Origin of the sequence: Oleiharenicola lentus (assembly GCF_051660365.1) — a bacterium.
GTDB classification, from domain to species: Bacteria; Verrucomicrobiota; Verrucomicrobiia; order Opitutales; family Opitutaceae; genus Lacunisphaera; species Lacunisphaera lenta_A.
On the sequence record NZ_JBOZXB010000001.1, the window covers coordinates 340,503 to 360,528 of the forward strand.

A 20,026-nucleotide genomic window follows, 5' to 3' on the forward strand; every position below is an offset into this window, starting at 1 on the left:
GCCGAATCACGCCGCAGCCGCTTTCCTCAACATCACGCTGCGCATTTGCGCGAAGTATATTTCTGAGAAATCTCCTAAAAGTGTCTGAGCTTTGTCTGAGGTTCTAGTCTCCAGAGGGAAAATGGTGCCCGGGGTGGGGGTCGAACCCACAAGATATCGCTATCGGTAGATTTTGAGTCTACTGCGTCTGCCAATTCCGCCACCCGGGCGCTGCCAAGAGCTGCGAAACAAAGCGGCCACACGGGCAATGTAAACCCTGATTTTCGCCGTTCGAGACAATCACCAAACGCTTGTCAGCTTCCACCCCCGCATCGACACTCCGTCATGTCCGATTTCCGCGTTTTCTGCCTCCCTGCCGAACCGAATCCCTCGGAGATCCGTTTGGCCCCCGCGGAGAGCCATCACTTGGTGGTCGTGAACCGGTGCCTCCAGGGCAGCACGGTGGTTGCCTTCGACGGCAAAGGCGGCGAGTGGATCACGGAATGCGTGAGAGCGGACAAACACTCCGCGTTGCTTCGCGTGCGGGAGTCGAAGCAGGCGGCGCCCCTTCCCCACGTCATCACGCTGGCGCAATCGCTGCCGAAAGGCGGCACCATGGACGACATCGTCCGTCAGGCGACTGAAGTCGGCGCGGCTAAAATCATTCCGCTGATCAGCGAACGCACCGAAGTCCACCTCGAGGCGGATCGCGCGGAAAAGAAAATTGAGAAATGGCGCATCGGCGCCGTCGAAGCCGCCAAGCAGTGTGGCAATCCGTGGTTACCCGACATCACGCCGCTGCAGAAATTTTCCGAACTCATCACCCACTCCGGCCACGGCTACGACTTAAAGCTAATCGCCAGCCTGCACCGGAATACCAAAACGTTAAAAGCCGCGCTCGCAGGCTATCGTCAGCAACACGGCACATCTCCCCGCAACGTGCTTTGGCTGGTCGGGCCCGAAGGCGATTTCTCGCCCGCGGAAATCGGTGCCGCGCTCGACGCAGATTTCCAACCGATCACGCTCGGCCCGCTCGTCCTCCGCAGCGACACCGCCGCACTCTACGCGCTCAGCATTCTCAGCTACGAGCTACAAAACGCCTGAGTAAATGGGGAAATCAGAAAAGCTGGAAACAACCTTGTTGATGCTTTCCTGCTTTCCACATTCCTCAATTTAGCCGGACGAGAACGCGTGAAAGAGCAGATTTCGCGAACGTTTATTTCCGCGCCGAAAGATAGTGGGTGACGTCGTCACCCGACACACGCCCACCGGGGCCGGTCGCTTGAATGTCGGTAATCGTCGCGTGATTCAGTCCGGCTTCCTGAGCCATTTTGATCGCGCGCGGAGTCCACACGAGTGCGCTCGCAGCATTTGCACTAGATGGAACTGCACTGGGTGCCGCGCTCGAAACTACTGTGGGTTTCGCACCGGCCACTTCCAAATGTTTCAAACTCGCATCGGCGGTTTCCATGCGAAACAGCGATTGGCCGGAAGACTTCACATCCCCTTTCACACCGTTCACTTCGGTGATCGTCCCGTCGGCGGGAGCTTCAAAATCGAACGCCGATTTGTCGCTCTCCAGCTCGGCGAGCTTTTGGCCCTTCGCGACTTTGGTGCCGGGCGTGACGTTGATGTTGAGAATCGTGAGCTCGCTCACAGTCGCGCCCATCGAGGGCATCGGAACATCGATAATGAAGTGGGACATGGGTTCGTTTTTGTTGGGACAAACCATGCGGTGGACACAGAGTTCGTCAATGCCTCGAACGTAGCGCGCTTGGAAGCTTCCGACAGTTTCCAAATCCTTAAACAGAGAGAACGGGAACGATTAAGGGAAAGAGAACGATTTTAAGCGCCGCGCACGGCTTTCCACACGGCGAGGCACGACGCGATGAGCGCGGGCATCTCTTCGATCGGAATTTGATTCGGGCCGTCGGAAATGGCTTTCGCGGGATTAGGATGTGTTTCGATAAACAAACCATCGGCGCCAGCGGCGAGGGCCGCGCGCGCGAGCGGCGGCACGAACTCGCGACGCCCACCCGTCTTGCCGCCGGCGGCTCCGGGTTGTTGCACGCTGTGCGTGGCGTCGAAAATTGCGGGAGCGCCGAGCGCTTTCATTTGCGCAAACGAGCGCATGTCGACGACGAGATTATTGTAACCGAAGGTCGTGCCGCGTTCCGTTTGCCAGAATTCTTTGGCACCGCCTTCGCGGAGTTTGTTCACCACGAACTCCATTTCCTGCGGCGAAAGAAACTGGCCTTTCTTGACGTTCACGACGCGACCCGTGGCCGCGGCGGCGAGCAGCAAATCGGTTTGCCGGCAGAGGAACGCAGGGATCTGCAATACATCGCACACTTCGCCGACAGCGGCGGCTTGTTGGCGCTCGTGGAAATCCGTGACGACAGGAAAGCCGTAGTCGGCTTTCATTTTCGCGAGCAACGCGAGGCCTTCCTGTAAACCAGGGCCGCGGTCTCCGTTGAGCGAAGTGCGGTTGGCTTTATCGAACGAGCCTTTGAAAACGATGTTAAGCTCGGGGTGTTGTTTCGCGAGCTTCGTCAACATCTCCGCGACAGGCCGGCAAGTGGCTTCACTCTCGAGCGAACACGGACCGGCGAGCAAAAGAAGCTTAGTTGGGTCGAAGAGCATCAGACTTATTTTTTACGCGGAACTCAGGAAATCAGGAACGAAAAAATCTTTTCCAGTTTTACTGATTTCCACATTTCACTTTTTCGCGCCCTTTTTGTTTTTGATCGCGGCTCCAATGAAGGCTGCGAAGAGCGGGTGTGCTTTATTCGGCTTTGATTGGAATTCCGGGTGACATTGCACGCCGAGGAACCACGGATGATTTTTCAACTCACCGACTTCGACGAGGCCGCGTTTCGGGTTCCAGCCCGAGATGATCATGCCGGCTTTTTCGAGACGCACGATGTAGTCGTTGTTCACTTCGTAACGGTGACGGTGGCGCTCGGTGACTTGCGCGGAGCCATAAGCTTTGCGGGCGAGCGTGCCGGGCTTCAGATCGCAGGTGTAGGCCCCGAGGCGCATCGTGCCGCCTTTCTGAACAACGTTGCGCTGCTCGTCCATGAGCGCGATGACCGGCTCGGGAGTTTTTTCTTCGAACTCCATCGAGTTCGCCTTCTTCAGGCCGAGGACGTTGCGCGTGAATTCGATCACGGCGATTTGCAGGCCAAGACAGATGCCGAAGTAAGGCACTTTGTTTTCGCGCGCAAATTTTGCCGCGGCCACTTTGCCCTCGATGCCGCGGTCACCAAAGCCACCGGGAACGAGAATGCCGTCGAGTTTCCTGAGCTGCGCGAGGCCCGCTTTCGTTTCGAGATCCTCGGCGTCGACGCGCACCACATCGACGTGCGCGTTGTTCGCGATCCCCGCGTGCGCGAGCGATTCGTAAACGGATTTATACGCGTCCTGGAGCTCGATGTATTTGCCGATGACGCCGATCTTCACCTCGTGCTTCGGCGATTTGATGCGGTGCACGATATCGACCCAGATATTTTTCTTCGGCGCGCGGGTTTTAATTCCGAAGAGATCGCACACATATTGATCCATGCCCTGCTTTTGCAGCATGAGCGGCAATTCGTAGATCGAAGACTCCACGTCCTCGGCCGCGAACACGGCCTTCACGGGGACGTTGCAGAACATCGAAAGCTTTTCGCGCATCTCGATCGTCAGCGGTTTTTCGCAACGGCACACGAGCAAGTGCGGCTGGATTCCGATCTCGCGCAGCTTCGCCACGCTTTGCTGCGTGGGCTTGGTCTTCAGTTCGCCGGCGGCCGTGACAAACGGCACGAGCGTAACGTGAATAAAAATGCATTCGCGCGGGCCGACCTCGAGGGCGAACTGGCGGAGCGCTTCGAGAAACGGCAACCCTTCGATGTCGCCCGTCGTGCCGCCGATTTCGGTGATGAGCACGTCGACACCTTTGCCGCCTTTGTGGATGCGGTCTTTGATTTCGTTCGTGACGTGCGGGATCACCTGCACGGTCTTGCCGAGGTAATCGCCACGGCGTTCCTTCGCGATCACGGACTCATAAACTTGGCCGGACGAAAGGCTGTTCGCGCGGGAGAGTTTTCCGGAGGTGAAGCGTTCGTAGTGGCCGAGGTCGAGTTCGGTCTCGGCACCGTCGTCGAGGACGTAAACTTCGCCGTGTTGATACGGGCTCATCGTGCCCGGATCGACGTTGAGATAAGGGTCGAATTTCTGGATGCGCACCGTGAGGCCGCGCAACTCCAGCAGGGCGCCGAGCGACCCCGCCGTGAGCCCTTTGCCCAAAGAAGAAACTACGCCGCCAGTGACGAAAATATACTTCACGCCCAACGTAAAAGCTGCCCCCTCCGCTAGACACAAGGAAAAGGTTGCTCGTGTGTGATTTCCGCAGGGAAACCACCCTAGAAATAGTTTGCCGATCCCTCAGCGCCGCACCCAAGCTCCACCGGTGCAGTCAAAAGCCTCCCTTCTCGCCTGGATTACCTGCGACGGCGTCCACATCGACCCTTCGTCCGGCAAACACACGATTCTTGGCGTGTTTTCCAACATCAAGGCCCGTGCGTTTCCCGTGATGCACCCGTATATGGTGTGGTTTTTGACGCTCACCGACGTGCAACCCGGCAAACACCACATCCGCATGTCGATGGGTCTCGACGCCATGAATCCGACCCAGCTGCTCAACCGTGAATTCGAGTCCCAAAGCCCGCTCCATCGCATCAATTTGATCAACGAGCTCCGCAATCTCCGCTTCGAGCAAGCGGGCGAATACTCCATCCTCATCGAAGTCGACGACGAGCCGATTCTCGCGACCAGCTTGACCGTTAACTGATCAAAAAATCAGTCATTGCGAGGAGCTACACGACGAAGCAATCCACTGGATCGCCACGCCGCCAGCGGCTCGCGATGACAAAATAAAATTTTCATGTCCTCCTCCTCTTCCTTCGAACTCGTCGGTATTGGCAACCCCATCATGGATCTGCTCGCGCACGTCGATGATGCTTTCCTGCGCGCGCACGTCAGCGGCGACAAAGGCGGCATGGTGCTCGTGGACGACGCCGACATCGTCCAACTCGTCGGCAAACTCATCCACAAACTCGCCGTCACTCCTGGCGGCTCCGCAGCCAACGCCGTGCTCGGCGCGACCAAGCTCGGACTCAAAACTTCCTTCGTCGGCAAAATCGGCGGCGACATCACCGCGGAAGATTACCGGAAAAATTTCGTCGCCGCCGGTGGCGACGATTCCCGTTTCAAGCGCGCCACGCTGCCGAACGGACGTTGCCTCTCGATGGTGACCCCCGATGGCCAGCGCACGATGCGCACTCACCTCGGAGCGGCGATGACGCTCAGCCCCGACGAAATCACCGTCGCCGATCTCAAAGGCGCCAAGCACGCGCACATCGAAGGCTACCTCCTCTTCAATCCGTCGCTCGCCGAAAAAGTCGCCCAGACCGCGCGCGCGGCCGGTTGCACGATCAGTCTCGAACTTTCGTCGTTCGAAGTCGTCAACGTCGCCCGCAATTGGATTCTCGATCAGCTCAAGCAAGGCGTCGAAGTCGTTTTCGCGAACGAAGACGAAATCCGCGCCCTTTTCCAAACCGACGCTTCTTACGACGCCTACGCGCGCAAACTCGCCGGCTTCGGCGGCATCGCCTGCGTGAAGATTGGCAAGGACGGCGCGTGGGTCGCGAAAGGCGAAGAACTCCACCGGATCCAACCCGTTAAAGTTTCCCAAGTCGTCGACACCACCGGTGCCGGCGACGCGTGGGCCGGTGGATTTCTTTACGGTTATCTGCGCGGCTATTCGCTCGCCGCATCAGGCGCGCTCGGCTCGGCCCTTGGCGCCGAATGCGTGCAACATCTCGGACCGGCCATTCCCGACATTCACTGGCCGCGCCTCCGCGAACTCGCGGCAGCTTTGAAATAAGGCGATTACCTCCGTTGTAGCTGGCGCGCGATTACCGTCGCGCGCCCGGCCTCACAAACTCCGCAAGCACTCCGCCGGATTGATGCGGCGCAGGCGAAATAAACTCGGAATGCACGCCAGTGCCGACACGAGCAAAATGATTCCCGCCGCGACCGCGTAAGTGACCGCATCGCGTGCGTTCACGCCGAAAAGCAGCGCTTGCAACACGTGCACGACCGCCGCAGCCGTCACGATTCCGATGACGACGCCGAGCGCCGCGACAATCAAATGCCCGCGCGCAAACCGCGTCCACAAACGCTCCGGATCGATCCCCAGCGCCATGCGAATTCCGAACTCGCGATTCCGCTGTAGCACTTGCGACACCGTGATGCTGTAAACCCCGACCGCGCACAACAACACCGCCGCCAGCGCGTAAGTCAGCGTCAGGCGCATCGTGAGTTGTAGTGAACCCAATTCTGTTTCGATCGTGCGCTGCATCGTGCCCGGGAAATAAACCGCCATGCGCGGATCGACGCGCGCCGCCGCCGTGCGCACCGATTCGCCCGAAGGCGCCGAGGCTTGTCCGCGCACATACAAAAACGGCGCTTGCCCGCTGAACCCACGCATCGCGTTGAGGATAAAATCATTATTCGTCACCTTGGGCCCCGACGCCTGAAAATCCCGCACCACGCCGCGCACGACCAAACTAAACGGCGGCTGCTTGGGACTCGCGCCGCGTCCAAAAAACTCCCGCCCTAGCGCCGACTCACCCGGCCAGAGGCGGTTCGCGAGCGATTGATTGATGACGACGTAAAACGGTCCGTCCGCTTTTTGATTTTCGGCAAACGTCTCCCCTTCCACAAACGGCACGCCGAATACTTTGAAAATATCTGGCGTCACCGAAGAGTTAAACGCGCCGCCCTCCGAGCGTCCTTCCGCTAGACCATCGCGGGTTTTCGCGTAAAAAAAACGCGGCTCGCCGCTGAAGCCGATCGGCACATTCATCAAAGCCGCCGCGCTTACTCCCGGGATCAGCTCTAGTTCATCGGTCAACCGTTTCAATGTGCTCGCGCGCACTTCCGGCGTCGGGAAATCCGCATCTTTGATCGCGAGTTTCGATTGGAAAATCGCGCCCGCGTCGTAGCCCCAATTTTCCTGCCGCATCTGATAACTCGAGCGTAGCAACAACCCCGCGGAGATCGCCAGCACCGTGAGCAACGCGATTTGTCCGACGACCAACGTGCGGCGCCACACACCGCGTCCTGATCCACGACTCGAACCCGCGCCGTCGCGAATGATGCGCTCCGGATTCACGAACAACAAATAACTCACCGGCACGATGAGCGCCACGCCGGCGGAAATCACCGCCAGCCCCGCGGCCATCGCGAAGTGATGCCATTGCGAACTAAACAACAGCCAATACGGCGTCGTGACCCGCGCCATCGCCTGATGCACGTGCGGCCCGACCAGCAACAACAACCCCGACCCGATCAACGCCGCGAGTCCGGCCATAAACGCGAGTTGCACCGCGAGCCCGCGTATCGCCGCCGCGCGCGGAATGCCGAGCGCGAGCGACGACGCGATTTCTCCCGCGCGTCCGAAGAAATCGATCATCACCAGATTCGCCGCGTTCGCACAGCCCACCAACACAAACACGACCGCGAGCGCAAAGAGCACGAGCGAACTGCGATTGAGTTCAGGAAACAAAAAGATTTCGCGAAACGGAATTACGACCGGGTGCAGTTCAAACTTTAGCGCTGGCGACTCTGCGCTGAGCCCTGCGGTGATGACGCGCAGATCTTTCTCGGCGCGCTCCCGCGTGATGTCAGGCTTCAGCCGCACGATGATGTCGTGCACCATGGCGGGCGGGAATTTTTCCCACTGGATGTTACCCTGCGGCTGCCACATTTCCTGGTCGTTCGGAAAACGAAAACTCTCCGGCATCACGCCGACCACCGTCGTCGGGACATTGTCCACATTCACGACGAGCCCGATGATATGAGGATTGGCCGCGAAGCGATTGCGCCACGTTTTCTCCGCAAGCAGCACGACGGGCGCAGCGCCCATTTTATCCTCGTCCGTCGTGAACAACCGGCCCATCAGCGGCACCGCGTGCAACATGCGCAGCGCATCCGAGGACACGTTCGCACTCAATAAACGCTCCGGACCGTTTTCGGTGGTGACGAAGACGGATTCATACATGCGCACCGTGGCGAAATCGGCGAAGACCGTTTGTTTTTCCTTCCACGCCAGCACCTCGTCGCGAGTGAGCGAGGCGATTCGCCCATCCTTGAAAAACGGCCCGCCTGTCAGGCCCACGCGATACAACGTCCCCTGCGGATCGAACTCCGGATTGCGCAGAAACATCGTGTGAAAGAGCGACCAGCTCAACAACGTGAGCGTGATCGACACTGTGAACGTCGCGAGCATCAGCCCCGATTGCACCGGGCGTCGCACCAAACGCCGCAACGCCAAAACAAACTCATAAAAAAAGACATTCATGCGCACTCGAGGGGGTTCGCCAACGGTGATGCCCGCGCCACGCGATGCGCGCAAGGTTTAGCTCGGCTGAATATCAACCACAGATGCACACAAATAGACACAGATTCATTTAGGCAAACGAGCCACGTTACATCCTTGGTTATTCTCCAGAGAATCCGTGTTCATCTGTGTCTATCTGTGGTTACTGAAATACCTGTCTCGTGGGGGAATCTCCGTGGCGTCGCTCGGCCTATTCCTCAGTTTTTCAGCTTTGAAACTTCGGCCCGTTTCCCTGTCTAATAAACCATCATGAAAAACACCCGCCTCATGCTGACCGTGTTGCTTGTCACTGGCGTCTCGCTGGCTCGCGCCCAGGAAAGCGCAAATCCAGCCGCTCCCACCAAGCCCGTGATCACCACGACCTCCTCGGAAGATCCGGCCAAACTTTCCGCCGATACCACGAACCTCGTGAAGTCCGGCTTGCCAAAATATAATCCCAATCCGGCGCCGGTCGCGAAACCGGTTTTGCCGAAGTCGAACGCCACCGCCGAGGTCGCCACGGATGGCGAAACCCTCGAACTGGACAAAATGACCATCACGAATCAGCGCGTGCGTCCGCGCCTGACGCCGCAAGTGATGATGACCAAACAAGGGTTCAACGAGAAGCTGGCGAAAGAGCGTCTGAGCCAATTCGACCGCAACGGCCTGAACAAATACACGCTGCCACTCTTCGGTTATTCCGCCGCGGAGCGCGCCCGCGACGAATACGATCGCGAACAAAATGCAACGATGCGCAGCGACGTCCTCTCGCTCGCCAAAGCCGTCGAAGTCGACAATCCCGAGCAAGCCGCCGAACTTCGCAAGCAAGCCAACAAGTAAATATAGCACTTCATAGAAAACACCCCGAGCCGCGCCCTGTAACTGGTCGCGGCTTTTTCTTTCACGGAATGAAAAATCTTATCGCCAGGGGTGTTGCAGACACGTTGAACAAATCTCCATGCGGCGCCTCGTTATCAGTTTTTTCACCTGTGCACTTCTCGCGTTCTCAAGTGCCGTCGAAACACGGGCCCAAGTCGTCATCGTGCCGTCAGCGGTGCACGAATACACGTTCAACATCGACCTGAGTGACAGCGCCGGTGGCGCGGCTCTCCAATCGTTCGGCGGCACCGTTACGGGCGGTTCATATGTATTCGGAGCCAATCAAGGACTGTTGCTCGAGAATCCACTCGTCGGCACCAGCACTTACACGCTGGAGGCGATGTTCTTATTCGACGCCACCGGCGGCTATCAGCGCATTTTTGACGTCAAAGATCGGACCGCCGACACTGGCCTCTACGCGCTGGGCCAAAGTTTAAATTTCTACAACGTCGCGTCATCCTCCACTGCCGATTTTGTCGCCGGCCAACCGGTCCACGTGGTGCTTACCCGCGACGGCCTCAGCCAGCAAGTCACGGCCTACGTCAACGGCCAGCAACGCTTCACGTTCACGGACACCGGTAGCTTGGGCGAAATCAGCGGCGTGAACAAACAACTCCACTTCTTCATCGACGACCTCGCCGTCGCGAATGAAGCCGCGACGGGTTCAGTGGATTTCCTCCGCGTGTTCGACCAATCGCTCAACGCGGCCCAAGTCATGGAACTCTATCAAAATGGCGCACCGCTCGCCGTGCCGGAACCTTCGACGTGGGCGTTGATGATTACCGGGCTCATTGTGATTGGCGTGACATTATACCGGCGCAAGTAGGTTGCCCGCTCGCGGGCAACGTGGCGCGCAAGTGCGCCACCTACAGAAGTTACTTTGGAGGCGGCGCTATTAGCCCCGCGGGTTTAAGTATTCATTCGCACGCGATGCCTCACGGGGCTGAGGGCCCCGCCTCCAAGAATAAGAAGGCATCACAGCGCCGCTGCGTCCTCTCACGTGGGACGTTTTTCACGCCAGCAACGCGCGGGCGATGGCTTCGCGTTCGGCATCGAGCGAGCCGCTGGCCGTCGGTTTTCCGGCGCGACGATACCAGTAAGCGGCGTTGCTGGCGTCGCCTTCTTTGCGATGAAGATAGGCGTGCACCCACGCGCCTTCCGCGTCGTCAGCGATTTGAGCGAGATCGTGCGCCGCGTCCCATTCGCCTCGGCTATCATGCCAGAGCGCCTGAAGCGCCGGGCGCAAGCTGGCGGGCGGCGCGGAGTCGCGTTGGATCGAGTTAAGGAAATCCTCAAATGACATTTGCGCGCTCATGACAGAGTGCTTTGTTAACGGTTCATTCTTTCGTCGCGACAGAAATTCCATGACGCCCACTGAAATCATCATTTTGCGAGAATTGCTCAACGCTGGCACAGCCTACGTGGCAGGCACGCACCTCGCAAAAATCCTCGGCGTGTCGCGCGTCGCCGTGTGGATGCAGCTGCAAAAACTCACGAGTCAGGGCTTCGAGTTCGAAGCCGCCCACAGTCGCGGTTACCGGATCGCCAAACTCCCGTCGCAGCTGCACGAGGCATTGCTGCATTCGCTGCTCCATGGGCGCACGACACTCCCAAAAATTATTTGCCTCGAAACCGTCGACAGCACCAATTCCGAAGCCGAACGCCAACTCGCCGCCGGTTGCACCGTGCCGCTCGTGATTCTCGCGCGCGAACAAACCAAAGGCCGCGGTCGGCGCGGGCGTGTGTGGCACAGCCCGGCCGCGGGAAATCTCTACAGCACATTCGTGTTTCGCCCGGAGTTGGAACCGGCGCAGTTGCAGGATTTCACGCTTTGGATGGGGCTCAACATCTGCGAACTCATCGCAAATTTCTGCAGGCTTACGCCAGGCCTCAAATGGCCCAATGATGTCCATGTGAACGGGCGCAAAGTGGGCGGCATCCTGACCGAAGCGCGCGTCGATGCGGATCAGGTGCGTGATCTCGTGTTTGGCCTTGGGTTGAATCTCAACGGGCGCACGGAGGATTTGCCCGAGAACATCCGGCATTCCGCGACCTCCCTTGCCGCCGCGAGCGACACGCCGGTTGACCCGAATCGTTTCGCCGCCGCGCTCATCGGACGCGTGATCGGTGCCTACGAACAATTTCTCGAAGGCAACTACCGCGACAAATTCGCCGATCTCTGGAAACGTTACGATGTGTTGCGCAGCCAGCCGGTCACTGTCACCCAAGGCACGCGCATCGTCAGCGGCACCGCGACGGGAATTGACGACGAGGGCTCGCTCATCGTCCGCCTCGAATCTGGCAGCACGGAACGCTTCCGCGCCGGCGAAGTGACGCTCAGCCGGGAGGCGGCTTCCACGGCCTAAAGCCAAGGCTTGCTCGCGAGGCTTTTCCTCCGTGTAAATACCTGCGCAACCGCTTGCATGGCCGAAACTCCCGAAAACACGATTGAGGTTTCCCGTTTGGTGAAAACCTATGGCTCGCTGACCGCTGTCAACGACCTCAGTTTCACCGTGAAAAAGGGCGAAATCGTCGGCCTGCTCGGCCCCAACGGGGCGGGCAAAAGCACCACCATGCGCATCCTGACCGGTTACCTGCCGGCGACGTCGGGTTCGGTCAGCATCTGCGGACACCCGGTCGCGACGGCCCCGGAGTTAAGCAAACGCCATGTCGGCTACATGCCGGAAAACAATCCCCTGCCCGATGACATGCGCGTGTCCGAATACCTTTGGTTTCGTGGCCGCTTGAAAGAAATGCCCCGCGCCAAACTCCGCGCGCGCATCGACGAGGTCCTCGAACTCTGCGACCTGAAACGTAACCGTCACCGCATCCTCGGGCGTCTTTCCAAGGGCAACAAGCAGCGCGTCGGCATCGCCGAGGCGATTTTGTCGGAGCCAAACGTGATCATCATGGACGAGCCGACGATCGGCCTCGATCCGCACCAGATTCTCATCGTGCGCGACCTCATCGCGAGTTTGCGCGGACGCATGAGTGTGATCATTTCGTCGCACATCCTGCCCGAGATCGAAGCGACGTGTGACCGCGTGCTCATCATCAACGGCGGACGCATCGTCGCGCAGGGTTCGCCGGCGGAATTGCGTCACCAGATCTTCGGACACACGAGTTATGACCTCGAGTTTGCCGGTGATATCTCCGCGCTCAGTTCATATCTCAAAACGATCGAGCCCACGTTGCGGGTCGGCACCACGGGCGAGTCAGCGCCGGATGGATTTTGCACGGTCACGCTCGTCACCGAGTCCACGGAAGATCTTGGCGAGAAAATCCTGCACACATTGCCCGCGCACGGTTATCGACTGCGTTCGTTACGCCGCACGCAGCCGTCGCTCGAGGATGTGTTCCTCGCGGCCACGCGCCGCAGTTGGGATGCGCGCCTGCCGGACAAGAAAAACGCCGGCGACGTGCGCGCGCCTTTGCCCAAAGTCTAAGCAACCTCGCTCCCGCTCAAACGTCACCACGTCGTGCGCCACTACTTCACCATCCTCTCCCACGAAATCCGCGCGCTGCTCTATAGTCCGAGCACGTATATCGCCGCGGTGTTTTTCCTCGGGGTGATGGGCTTTATTTTTGCGAGCATGTTGGACAACTACAACACGGCGCCGCAGGAGACACCCCCCGCTGTCGCATTTTTCCAATACTTTTGGTTTCCGGTATTTTTCATGGTGCCGCTGCTCACGATGAAGTCTTTCGCCGAGGAACGGCGCATGGGCACGCTCGAGACCTTGCTGACCACGCCTGTGAGCACCGCCGAAGTGGTGCTGGGAAAATTTTCCGCCGCCTACATTTTTTATCTGCTGCTCTGGGGCTCGACGCTCGGCTTCCACTACATCCTTAAAATCTATTCCAAGGATGCGCGCTTCCTCGAATCTGGGCCGTTGATTGGCGGCTATCTTTTTATCGCGGTGAGCGGGCTGCTTTTTATCGCCGTAGGGATTCTCGCAAGCGCGCTCACGCGCAGCCAGGCGGTCGCGGCCGTATTGAGTTTTTCGCTATTGCTCGGGCTCATCGGCGGCATCGGTTATGTCGGCGATATGAGCCTGCTCGACACGGAGCTGATGCAGCCGGTGAAAAACTCCGTGCAAGCCTTGCGCATCGCAGGGCACGTGGAAGATTTCACGCACGGAGTCATCGATACGCGCCAGGTGTTCTTTTATTTTACCGGCGCGACCCTCGCGATCATCTTTAGCATCCTCGGCGTCGAAGCAAAGATTCTGAGCAGCTGACGCATGAACTTCTCCGACAGCTTCCGCGCCGCCCGCTGGATGAGGTTCATCAACCTGATTCTGCAAGCGTTGCTGTTTCTCGCGCTGTTCGCCGGGCTGAATTACCTGGCGCTGAAACACTCGTGGCGCTTCGACCTCAGCCAGTCGCGACAGCACTCGCTCTCGACGGAAACGCTCGCCTACCTCGATAGCTTGAAGCGCGACGTCACGGTGACCGTCACCATTTCGGACGACGAACTCGCCGATGATGAAGTCGTCCAATCCTACCGCGAGATCAGCACGCTGCTCCGCGAATACGCGTATCGCACCGCCGGCAAAGCCTCGGGCAAAGTCGAGGTGCGCTTCCTCGACGTTTACAAAAACGGCCGCAAAGCCGCCGAGCTAAACATCAATCTCGCCAATGTCGTCGTGCTCGACTCCGGCACCAGCCGCACCGTGCTCACGTCCTCGGATTTCTACCGGTATAAAAATAAAAAACGCGATGCTTTCAAAGGCGAAGCCACGCTCACCGCCGCCCTTCTCGACGTTTCGAATCCCGATAAGAAAAAAGTGTATTTCATTTCCGGCCACGGCGAGATGTCGCCCTTCGACACGTCCCCGCAACGAGGCCTCTCGCAGTTGCACGACGAATTGCGCGCGCGAAATTTTGACGTGGCGCAGCTCGATCTCAGCCTCACCCGGCGAATTCCTCCGGAGGAAAATGCCCTGCTCATCATCGCCGCACCGCAGCGTCGTTTCCAACTTTATGAAGAAATCCTGCTGCGCGATTATCTCAGCACGCGCGCCGGGCGCGTGATCTTGATGCTCGATTCGCGCGCGAACGTCGGCCTCGACAATCTTTTCTTCGACTGGGGCGTGATGGTGCACAACACCAGTCCCAAGATCATCATCGATCCCCACAACAACAGCATCACCGAAACCAATGATCTCCGCATCTGGACGTTTGCCGCCGACCCCGACAGCAAAATCACCGATATCATGACCGGCGCGGGGCTCGTGCTCCAACTCGGCGAAACGCGCATCGTGGGCGAAGATATTAGTCGTCCCTCCGATGACGGTTTGCGTGTGAAGCGTCTCGCCGTTTCCAGTGCTGAAGCCTGGGGCGAGAGCAATTTTTACTCCCAGCCGGTTTTCACCCCCGGTCAGGATCTCGTAAAAGGGCCGCAAGGTGCGTTTGTAATCTCCGAGCGACTCAAGCCCGCCAACGATCTCCCGCTCAGCGTGCGGGGTGGCCGGCTCGCCGTGTTCGGCACGGGCGAAATCGTAAACAATCGCCGCATCGATCTCGCGGGTAACCTCGGCCTTTTTCTCGCCACCGTAAAATGGGCCGCCGATAGCGATGTGCCCGTCAGCGTTCCGGTCAGACCCATCCAACGCTATTCCCTTTCGCTCAGCCAGGAAGACGTGCTCCGCCTGCGCCTTGGCCTTCTTTTAATCGTCCCCGGTATCGTCGCCATCATCGGGATCATTGTTTACTGGACCCGTCGCGACTGACGCCAGCGCCCAGCCCTCGCCATCCATGCGCTCCAAAGTCACCATCATCCTGCTCTTCCTGAACGTCGTTCTGTTCTTTTATATTTTTAAGTTTGAGGAAGTCACCTTGCCCGACGCCGGCGGGCGGCGGGTATTCGGCCCCGAAATCGCCGGCGCAACCGCGTTCACACGCACCACGGCCAACGCGCCGACGGTGCGCTTCGCGCTCGATGCCACCCGAGGCAACACTTGGTGGCTCACCCAACCCTACGACTGGCCCGCCAACCAAAACGCCGTCGCCAGCATCATCAACGAGCTCAAATTTCTCGAACACGACATCAGTTACGCCGTCGCGGATTTTCTGAAAACCGGCCAGACGCTCGCGGAGATTGGTCTCGCGGAACCAACCACCACGATCTCTTTCGAGGCCGCTGGCAAAAACTACACGGTCAAACTCGGCAAAGAAACCGAGGTCGGCAACCGCCTCTACGTGCTCTCGCCCGACGAGACGCGCATCCACGTCGTCAAACGCAACTTTGCCGACATCGTGCGCAAACCGCTCGAAGAACTGCGAGCGACGTCGATTTTTACGGTGCCCGTGTTCGAAGTCCGCTCGCTTAACATCCAGACCGCCGCGCCCGCCAATCTCAAAGTCCGCCTGCGTCGCGACGCCAGCAACCGCTGGGGCTTCGAAAGCCCCGTGCTGGCCCGCGCCAGCAAAGCCGCCACGGAAGTCACCGTGAACAACCTCAATTCGCTGAACACCCGCCGTTTTCTCGAAGCCCGCGAAACCGACCTCGAACGCGATGGCCTTAACTCGCCCGCGTTGCGCGTGACGCTCGAAGGCAACGCCCGCCGCGAGACGTTGCTCATCGGCAACGTCGTTCCCCCCGCACCCAACGCCAAACCGGTCGCCGCCGATTCCCCATCGCCGGAAAAAGAATACTTCGCAAAAATCGAGGATAAGAGCGTGGTCTTCACCGCCAGCATTCCCGACCGCCTCATCGAAATCCTGCGCACTTCCCAAGAGAGCTTGCGCGATCCGCATGTGATGGAGTTCGACCCCGCCGAAGTCAGTGCGCTCACGCTCACCGCGCCTGGCCAGCCTGAACTCGTGCTGCAACGGCTCGAATCTCCCGACGGCAGCCTCGCGTGGCAGGCCGTGTCCCGCCTCAGCGGACAGGCTCCGGCCACCATTCCCGCCGACACCGCCGTGATTAACGAATTGGTGCAACGCCTGCTCCAACTCTCTGCGCGTCGCGATAACGACGGCATTCGTTTCCGTTTCCTCAACGACGCCCCGTCCGATAGCGACATTGAAAATTACGGTTTCAAGCGTCCCGAGCGCGAAATCACCCTCGGTCTCGAGAAAGGCGGCGGCACGAGCGGCAACGCGCCTTCCACCCAAGTCCTGCAAATCGGCACCTCGCCCGACCAGCCCGGCCGCGCCTTCGCGCGCAACGAACCCGCGCCGTTCATTTACGAAATCGTGCCCGATATCCTCGATCAGACGCCCGTCAACGCTCTGCATTATAAACAACGCCTGCTGCGCGAACTGCCCGATGGCGCCCGCATCACGGCGCTGCGCATCACCGAACTCCCGGGCAACGCCAGCGTGCTCGACGTCGCCAATCCCACCGCGCTCACGCCGGAAACGCTCGCCACACTCACGCTGAGCGACAACGCCCGCAAAGCGATCACGACTCTGCTGGCTCAGTTGCGCACATTCAAAGCGAAGCGTTTTATCGCCGACACGTTCAGCGATCAACAAGTCGAGACCGCCCAAGGATCTCGCCCATGGAAATATAAACTCGAAATCGACCTCACGCTTCCCGGCAGCAACGCGCCCGCGCAACCCTCCGTCTCCACGCTTTATTTCACCGAACGCCTCGGAGGCACGACCACGCTCGCCGGCACAAGTGAATTTGGCGGAGTCGTTTTTGAACTGACCCAGGAAATGGTCGATGCCCTCTTCGCGCTGACTTACGGCGAAAAAAACGACCCTGGCGCGCCGAAACTCCCGGCCTCAAAAGACGAGCCGGCACCCGCGCCTAAATCCTGAGCCGCGCGGCCGCAGCAGCCTCCGACCCGCCCAATCAATCGGCCGTTCCTCGCCGCTGATTAAATCGATGCCATGACCAAACCTGCCGCCAGTCCCAGCAAAAGCGCGATGCGTTTCTGCGGCTCATGCGTGCTCTGGATGGTCTGCTGGACCCTCTGGATCGGGCTCACGGTGTCGCTGGTCATGCTGCTTTATGTCGCCACGGCGAAAGAACTGCCCGTGCCGAACTTCGTGTTGCGCCGCGTGGAAACGGAACTCGCCAAAGCCGATCTTAAAATCTCTTTCGGGCGCGCGCGGCTCGATCCCAAGGGCCAGATTCTCCTCAACGATGTCACGCTCAGCTCGCCGCGTTACGCCGAGCCGTTAATTTCCAGCCGCATTGTTTATCTCCGCCGCAGTTTCTGGTCGATCATCGCCGGCGACCCGATTCCCGATGAAATCAAACTCGAAGGCGCGACGGTGCAATTGCCCGCGATGCTTTCGCCGAGCGGCACCGCGGAGCGCTTGCTGAGCGATGTCGTCGTGGCAATCCGTCACGACGACCGCCTCTGGCAACTCGATCAATTCACCGCGCACCTCGGCCCGCTGGCCATCACCGCGACTGGCGAGACGTTGCTCTCCCCGCGCCCGCGCGGACAGGCCCCGATCACCATCAGCGAACTCACCACGCTTTTCCTCAGGACGAGTCGACGACTCGCGACCGAATTGCCACGACTCGACGCATTGAGCGAACCATCGCTCGCGCTGAAATTCGAGCATCGCGCGGAAACCGGCAGCAGCACGGTGACCGCGCTTTTCACCGCGAAATCCATCGAGAATCCGCTGAATCAACCGCTCGCCGCCGGCCCGCTTTTTGTCACCGCGACCTTGCCGCTGCATCGCAGCAACGAGGAAGTTACGGTGCAATTTTTCACCGCCGTGCGACGCGGGGAATATCAGAATCAGTATTCAGCCGACACGGTGCGCGCGATTGTCAGCGCCCAATTTTTGCCCTCGCAGTTTTCATTCAAGTGGACGGATGCACTCATCGCCGCCGGCACCGGCAGTGCGCATGGCCAGAAAATTCACGGTCCCGTCGTGCGCGTGGCATTCGGCGAATGGCCCGCGCTGCGCACCGAAGTCCTCGCGCAGGTTCGCGGCGAATTTCTCGCGGCGGAAATCGACGCGCAACTCAAAGCGCAAACCGCCCGCGTCCACGCCGAAGGCCGCGCTTCCCATCAAGTCATCAACGAAGTGTTGAGCGAAATCACGCCGCGCGCGGCGCCTTATTTTGTCTTCGGCGATCCGGTGACATTTCGCGCCGATCTCACGCTCGGCCCGGGCTGGAAATTTGTCAGCTTGCGCAGCCACGCGGAGGGCGGACGCCTCGATTCGCGCGGCGTCGGGATCACGGAATTGCGCGGCCGCGTCGATATCGACGGCAACAGTTTCCTCGCGCACGACGCGATGCTCGCGCTCAACGAAAACCACGCGCGCGGCTCCTACTGGATGGATTTCGAGACGACCGATTACCGCATGCTTTTAAACGGGCAGCTTAGACCGACGGTGATCAACGGCTGGTTTCGCGGCGATTGGTGGCTGATTTTTTGGAACAGCAATTTTGATTTCAATGCCGCTTTACCCAATGCCGACGTCGATGTCCAGGGCCGGTGGCGCGACGCGGCGCAGACGAGCTATTTCGGAAGAGCTGGCGCCGCCACCGCCACGGTTTTTGGCGCGGAATTTAACGCCGTGCATTCGCTGATTTTCCTGCGGCCGAATTTCACTCACGCCCTCGAGGTGCGCGGCTCGCGCGCGGCGGGGCAGCAGGAACTGGCGGGTTGGTTTAAGCGTTTCACGAATCCGGTGACCAACGAAACCAACCGCATCACCTTCAGCGTGGATTCGACGGTGGACGCGGATACGTATCTCAAGATGACGCGCGGCAAAGCGGCCGCCGTGCTCGATGGGTTGCAATTCAAACGTCCTGCGCGCGTCCACGCCGAGGGCTCGATCGACGGCGAATGGCCCGGCGCAGTCGCGAATCTCAGGTTCAACGGCCGGGCGGCGGGCGGACTGCATTTCTACGATTATCCGCTCGATACTGTGCAAGTCAGCGGGGCGATCGCCCAGGGAGATCTGAAGCTGGACGACATTCAATTCACCGCCGCCGGCGGAAAAGGCAACGGCACCGCGAGTTTAAGCGGTGCCACCGCAGCGACCCGCGTGCTCGCGTTTGACGTGAAGCTCAAGAGCGCCGACCTGCCATCCGCGATTCGTTCGACGATGGAATTTCAAGCGCTGCGCAATAATTCGAAAACACCGGCCGGCGCCGAGGACATCATCAAACGCGCTGCCGGCGGAAAACTGGATTTGAGCCTGTCCGCACGCGGCCAACCCGGCGAACTCGCGAGCTTTACCGGCAACGGCGAAGCCAATCTCACCGGCGCAAATCTCGGCGAGATCCAGCTCTTCGGTTTGCTTTCGCAAGCGTTGAGCAAGCTCTCGCTCAATTTCTCATCGCTCAAACTCGACACGGCGCACTCTACACTCCGTTTGAACCGCGGAGAACTCCATTTTCCCGACCTTAGGATTTCCGGCTCGGGCGCGGTGATCGAAGCGCACGGGGACTACATTTTCGATTCCAGCTCCCTTGATTTCACGGCGAAATTAAAACCTTTTGAGGAAAACCGAAACATCCTGACCGCCGCAATCGGCCTCGTCATCACCCCCATCACGAGCATTCTTGAACTCAAATTATCCGGCCCTCTCAATAAGCCTAACTGGTCAGTGAACGTGGGCGGTTCGGCTAAACCCACCGAAACCACCGCCCCGCCAACGACTAGCGACACCCTACCCAAACCAGAAACCCCCGACAAGCCCGCGAATTAGAGTCAGTTAGGAAAGTTCAGTAAAGGAATCCTGAATCCCTAGACAGGATAGGTATAACACCCCAAAACTCATTGCCAAGCCGCTTACCCGCGGTAG

Annotated in this window: 16 protein-coding genes and 1 tRNA gene; 11 read left to right on the forward strand and 6 right to left on the reverse strand. The window is 59.3% G+C overall.

Annotation, left to right across the window (positions count from 1 at the left end; genetic code table 11):
- Window positions 1-122: 122 nt before the first annotated feature.
- Window positions 123-209 (reverse strand) — tRNA-Leu (locus tag ACRRQW_RS01190).
- Window positions 210-324: 115 nt separating this feature from the next.
- Between ACRRQW_RS01190 and ACRRQW_RS01195 the strand changes: the two genes are divergently transcribed.
- Window positions 325-1,083 (forward strand): RsmE family RNA methyltransferase, encoded by a 759-nt coding sequence (locus ACRRQW_RS01195; protein ID WP_438479392.1) that lies wholly within the window; start codon window positions 325-327, stop codon window positions 1,081-1,083.
- 112 nt (window positions 1,084-1,195) lie between these two features.
- On the opposite strand, the gene ACRRQW_RS01200 is transcribed toward ACRRQW_RS01195, so the two are convergent.
- The 3 genes from ACRRQW_RS01200 to ACRRQW_RS01210 all read right to left on the reverse strand — a co-directional run bounded on the left by ACRRQW_RS01200 (window position 1,196) and on the right by ACRRQW_RS01210 (window position 4,305).
- Complete coding sequence (locus tag ACRRQW_RS01200) at window positions 1,196-1,684, reverse strand: biotin/lipoyl-containing protein (RefSeq protein ID WP_438479394.1); 489 nt, start codon at window positions 1,682-1,684, stop codon at window positions 1,196-1,198.
- A 140-nt stretch (window positions 1,685-1,824) separates the two neighbouring features.
- Window positions 1,825-2,622 carry a 3-deoxy-8-phosphooctulonate synthase gene (gene kdsA, locus ACRRQW_RS01205; RefSeq protein ID WP_438479396.1) on the reverse strand — a complete coding sequence of 266 codons (798 nt, stop codon included), beginning with the start codon at window positions 2,620-2,622 and terminating at the stop codon, window positions 1,825-1,827.
- Window positions 2,623-2,697: 75 nt separating this feature from the next.
- A complete protein-coding gene (locus tag ACRRQW_RS01210) occupies window positions 2,698-4,305 on the reverse strand; it encodes a CTP synthase (protein WP_438479398.1) in 1,608 nt (535 codons plus the stop codon).
- Window positions 4,306-4,429: 124 nt separating this feature from the next.
- Between ACRRQW_RS01210 and ACRRQW_RS01215 the strand changes: the two genes are divergently transcribed.
- Window positions 4,430-4,810, forward strand: a complete 381-nt coding sequence (locus ACRRQW_RS01215) for a DUF6941 family protein (protein ID WP_438479400.1) — start codon at window positions 4,430-4,432, stop codon at window positions 4,808-4,810.
- Window positions 4,811-4,903: 93 nt separating this feature from the next.
- Window positions 4,904-5,905, forward strand: a complete 1,002-nt coding sequence (locus tag ACRRQW_RS01220; RefSeq protein ID WP_438479402.1) for an adenosine kinase — start codon at window positions 4,904-4,906, stop codon at window positions 5,903-5,905.
- Between the two features lie 51 nt (window positions 5,906-5,956).
- On the opposite strand, the gene ACRRQW_RS01225 is transcribed toward ACRRQW_RS01220, so the two are convergent.
- Window positions 5,957-8,386 carry an ABC transporter permease gene (locus ACRRQW_RS01225; protein ID WP_438479404.1) on the reverse strand — a complete coding sequence of 810 codons (2,430 nt, stop codon included), beginning with the start codon at window positions 8,384-8,386 and terminating at the stop codon, window positions 5,957-5,959.
- Between the two features lie 288 nt (window positions 8,387-8,674).
- Between ACRRQW_RS01225 and ACRRQW_RS01230 the strand changes: the two genes are divergently transcribed.
- Both ACRRQW_RS01230 and ACRRQW_RS01235 read left to right on the forward strand, forming a co-directional pair.
- The gene (locus tag ACRRQW_RS01230) at window positions 8,675-9,244 is read left to right on the forward strand and encodes a hypothetical protein (RefSeq protein WP_438479406.1); all 570 of its coding nucleotides are present in this window, start codon (window positions 8,675-8,677) and stop codon (window positions 9,242-9,244) included.
- 118 nt (window positions 9,245-9,362) lie between these two features.
- Window positions 9,363-10,109: a LamG-like jellyroll fold domain-containing protein gene (locus ACRRQW_RS01235; RefSeq protein ID WP_438479408.1), complete on the forward strand. Its 747-nt coding sequence runs from the start codon at window positions 9,363-9,365 to the stop codon at window positions 10,107-10,109.
- A 186-nt stretch (window positions 10,110-10,295) separates the two neighbouring features.
- Here the strand turns inward: ACRRQW_RS01235 and ACRRQW_RS01240 are convergent, their stop codons facing one another.
- On the reverse strand, window positions 10,296-10,598 hold the full coding sequence (locus ACRRQW_RS01240) for a hypothetical protein (RefSeq protein ID WP_438479410.1): 303 nt from the start codon (window positions 10,596-10,598) through the stop codon (window positions 10,296-10,298).
- Between the two features lie 49 nt (window positions 10,599-10,647).
- On the opposite strand from ACRRQW_RS01240, the gene ACRRQW_RS01245 reads away from it, so the two are divergent.
- From ACRRQW_RS01245 to ACRRQW_RS01270, 6 genes are all read left to right on the forward strand, one after another.
- Entirely contained in the window at window positions 10,648-11,649 is a 1,002-nt protein-coding gene (locus tag ACRRQW_RS01245) for a biotin--[acetyl-CoA-carboxylase] ligase (RefSeq protein WP_438479412.1), read from the forward strand.
- 57 nt (window positions 11,650-11,706) lie between these two features.
- Entirely contained in the window at window positions 11,707-12,729 is a 1,023-nt protein-coding gene (locus ACRRQW_RS01250) for an ATP-binding cassette domain-containing protein (RefSeq protein WP_438479414.1), read from the forward strand.
- A 33-nt stretch (window positions 12,730-12,762) separates the two neighbouring features.
- A complete protein-coding gene (locus tag ACRRQW_RS01255; protein WP_438479416.1) occupies window positions 12,763-13,524 on the forward strand; it encodes an ABC transporter permease in 762 nt (253 codons plus the stop codon).
- Between the two features lie 3 nt (window positions 13,525-13,527).
- Window positions 13,528-15,018, forward strand: a complete 1,491-nt coding sequence (locus ACRRQW_RS01260) for a Gldg family protein (protein WP_438479418.1) — start codon at window positions 13,528-13,530, stop codon at window positions 15,016-15,018.
- A 25-nt stretch (window positions 15,019-15,043) separates the two neighbouring features.
- Window positions 15,044-17,059: a DUF4340 domain-containing protein gene (locus ACRRQW_RS01265; protein WP_438479420.1), complete on the forward strand. Its 2,016-nt coding sequence runs from the start codon at window positions 15,044-15,046 to the stop codon at window positions 17,057-17,059.
- Between the two features lie 72 nt (window positions 17,060-17,131).
- Entirely contained in the window at window positions 17,132-19,930 is a 2,799-nt protein-coding gene (locus tag ACRRQW_RS01270) for a hypothetical protein (protein WP_438479422.1), read from the forward strand.
- The last annotated feature ends 96 nt before the right edge of the window (window positions 19,931-20,026 follow it).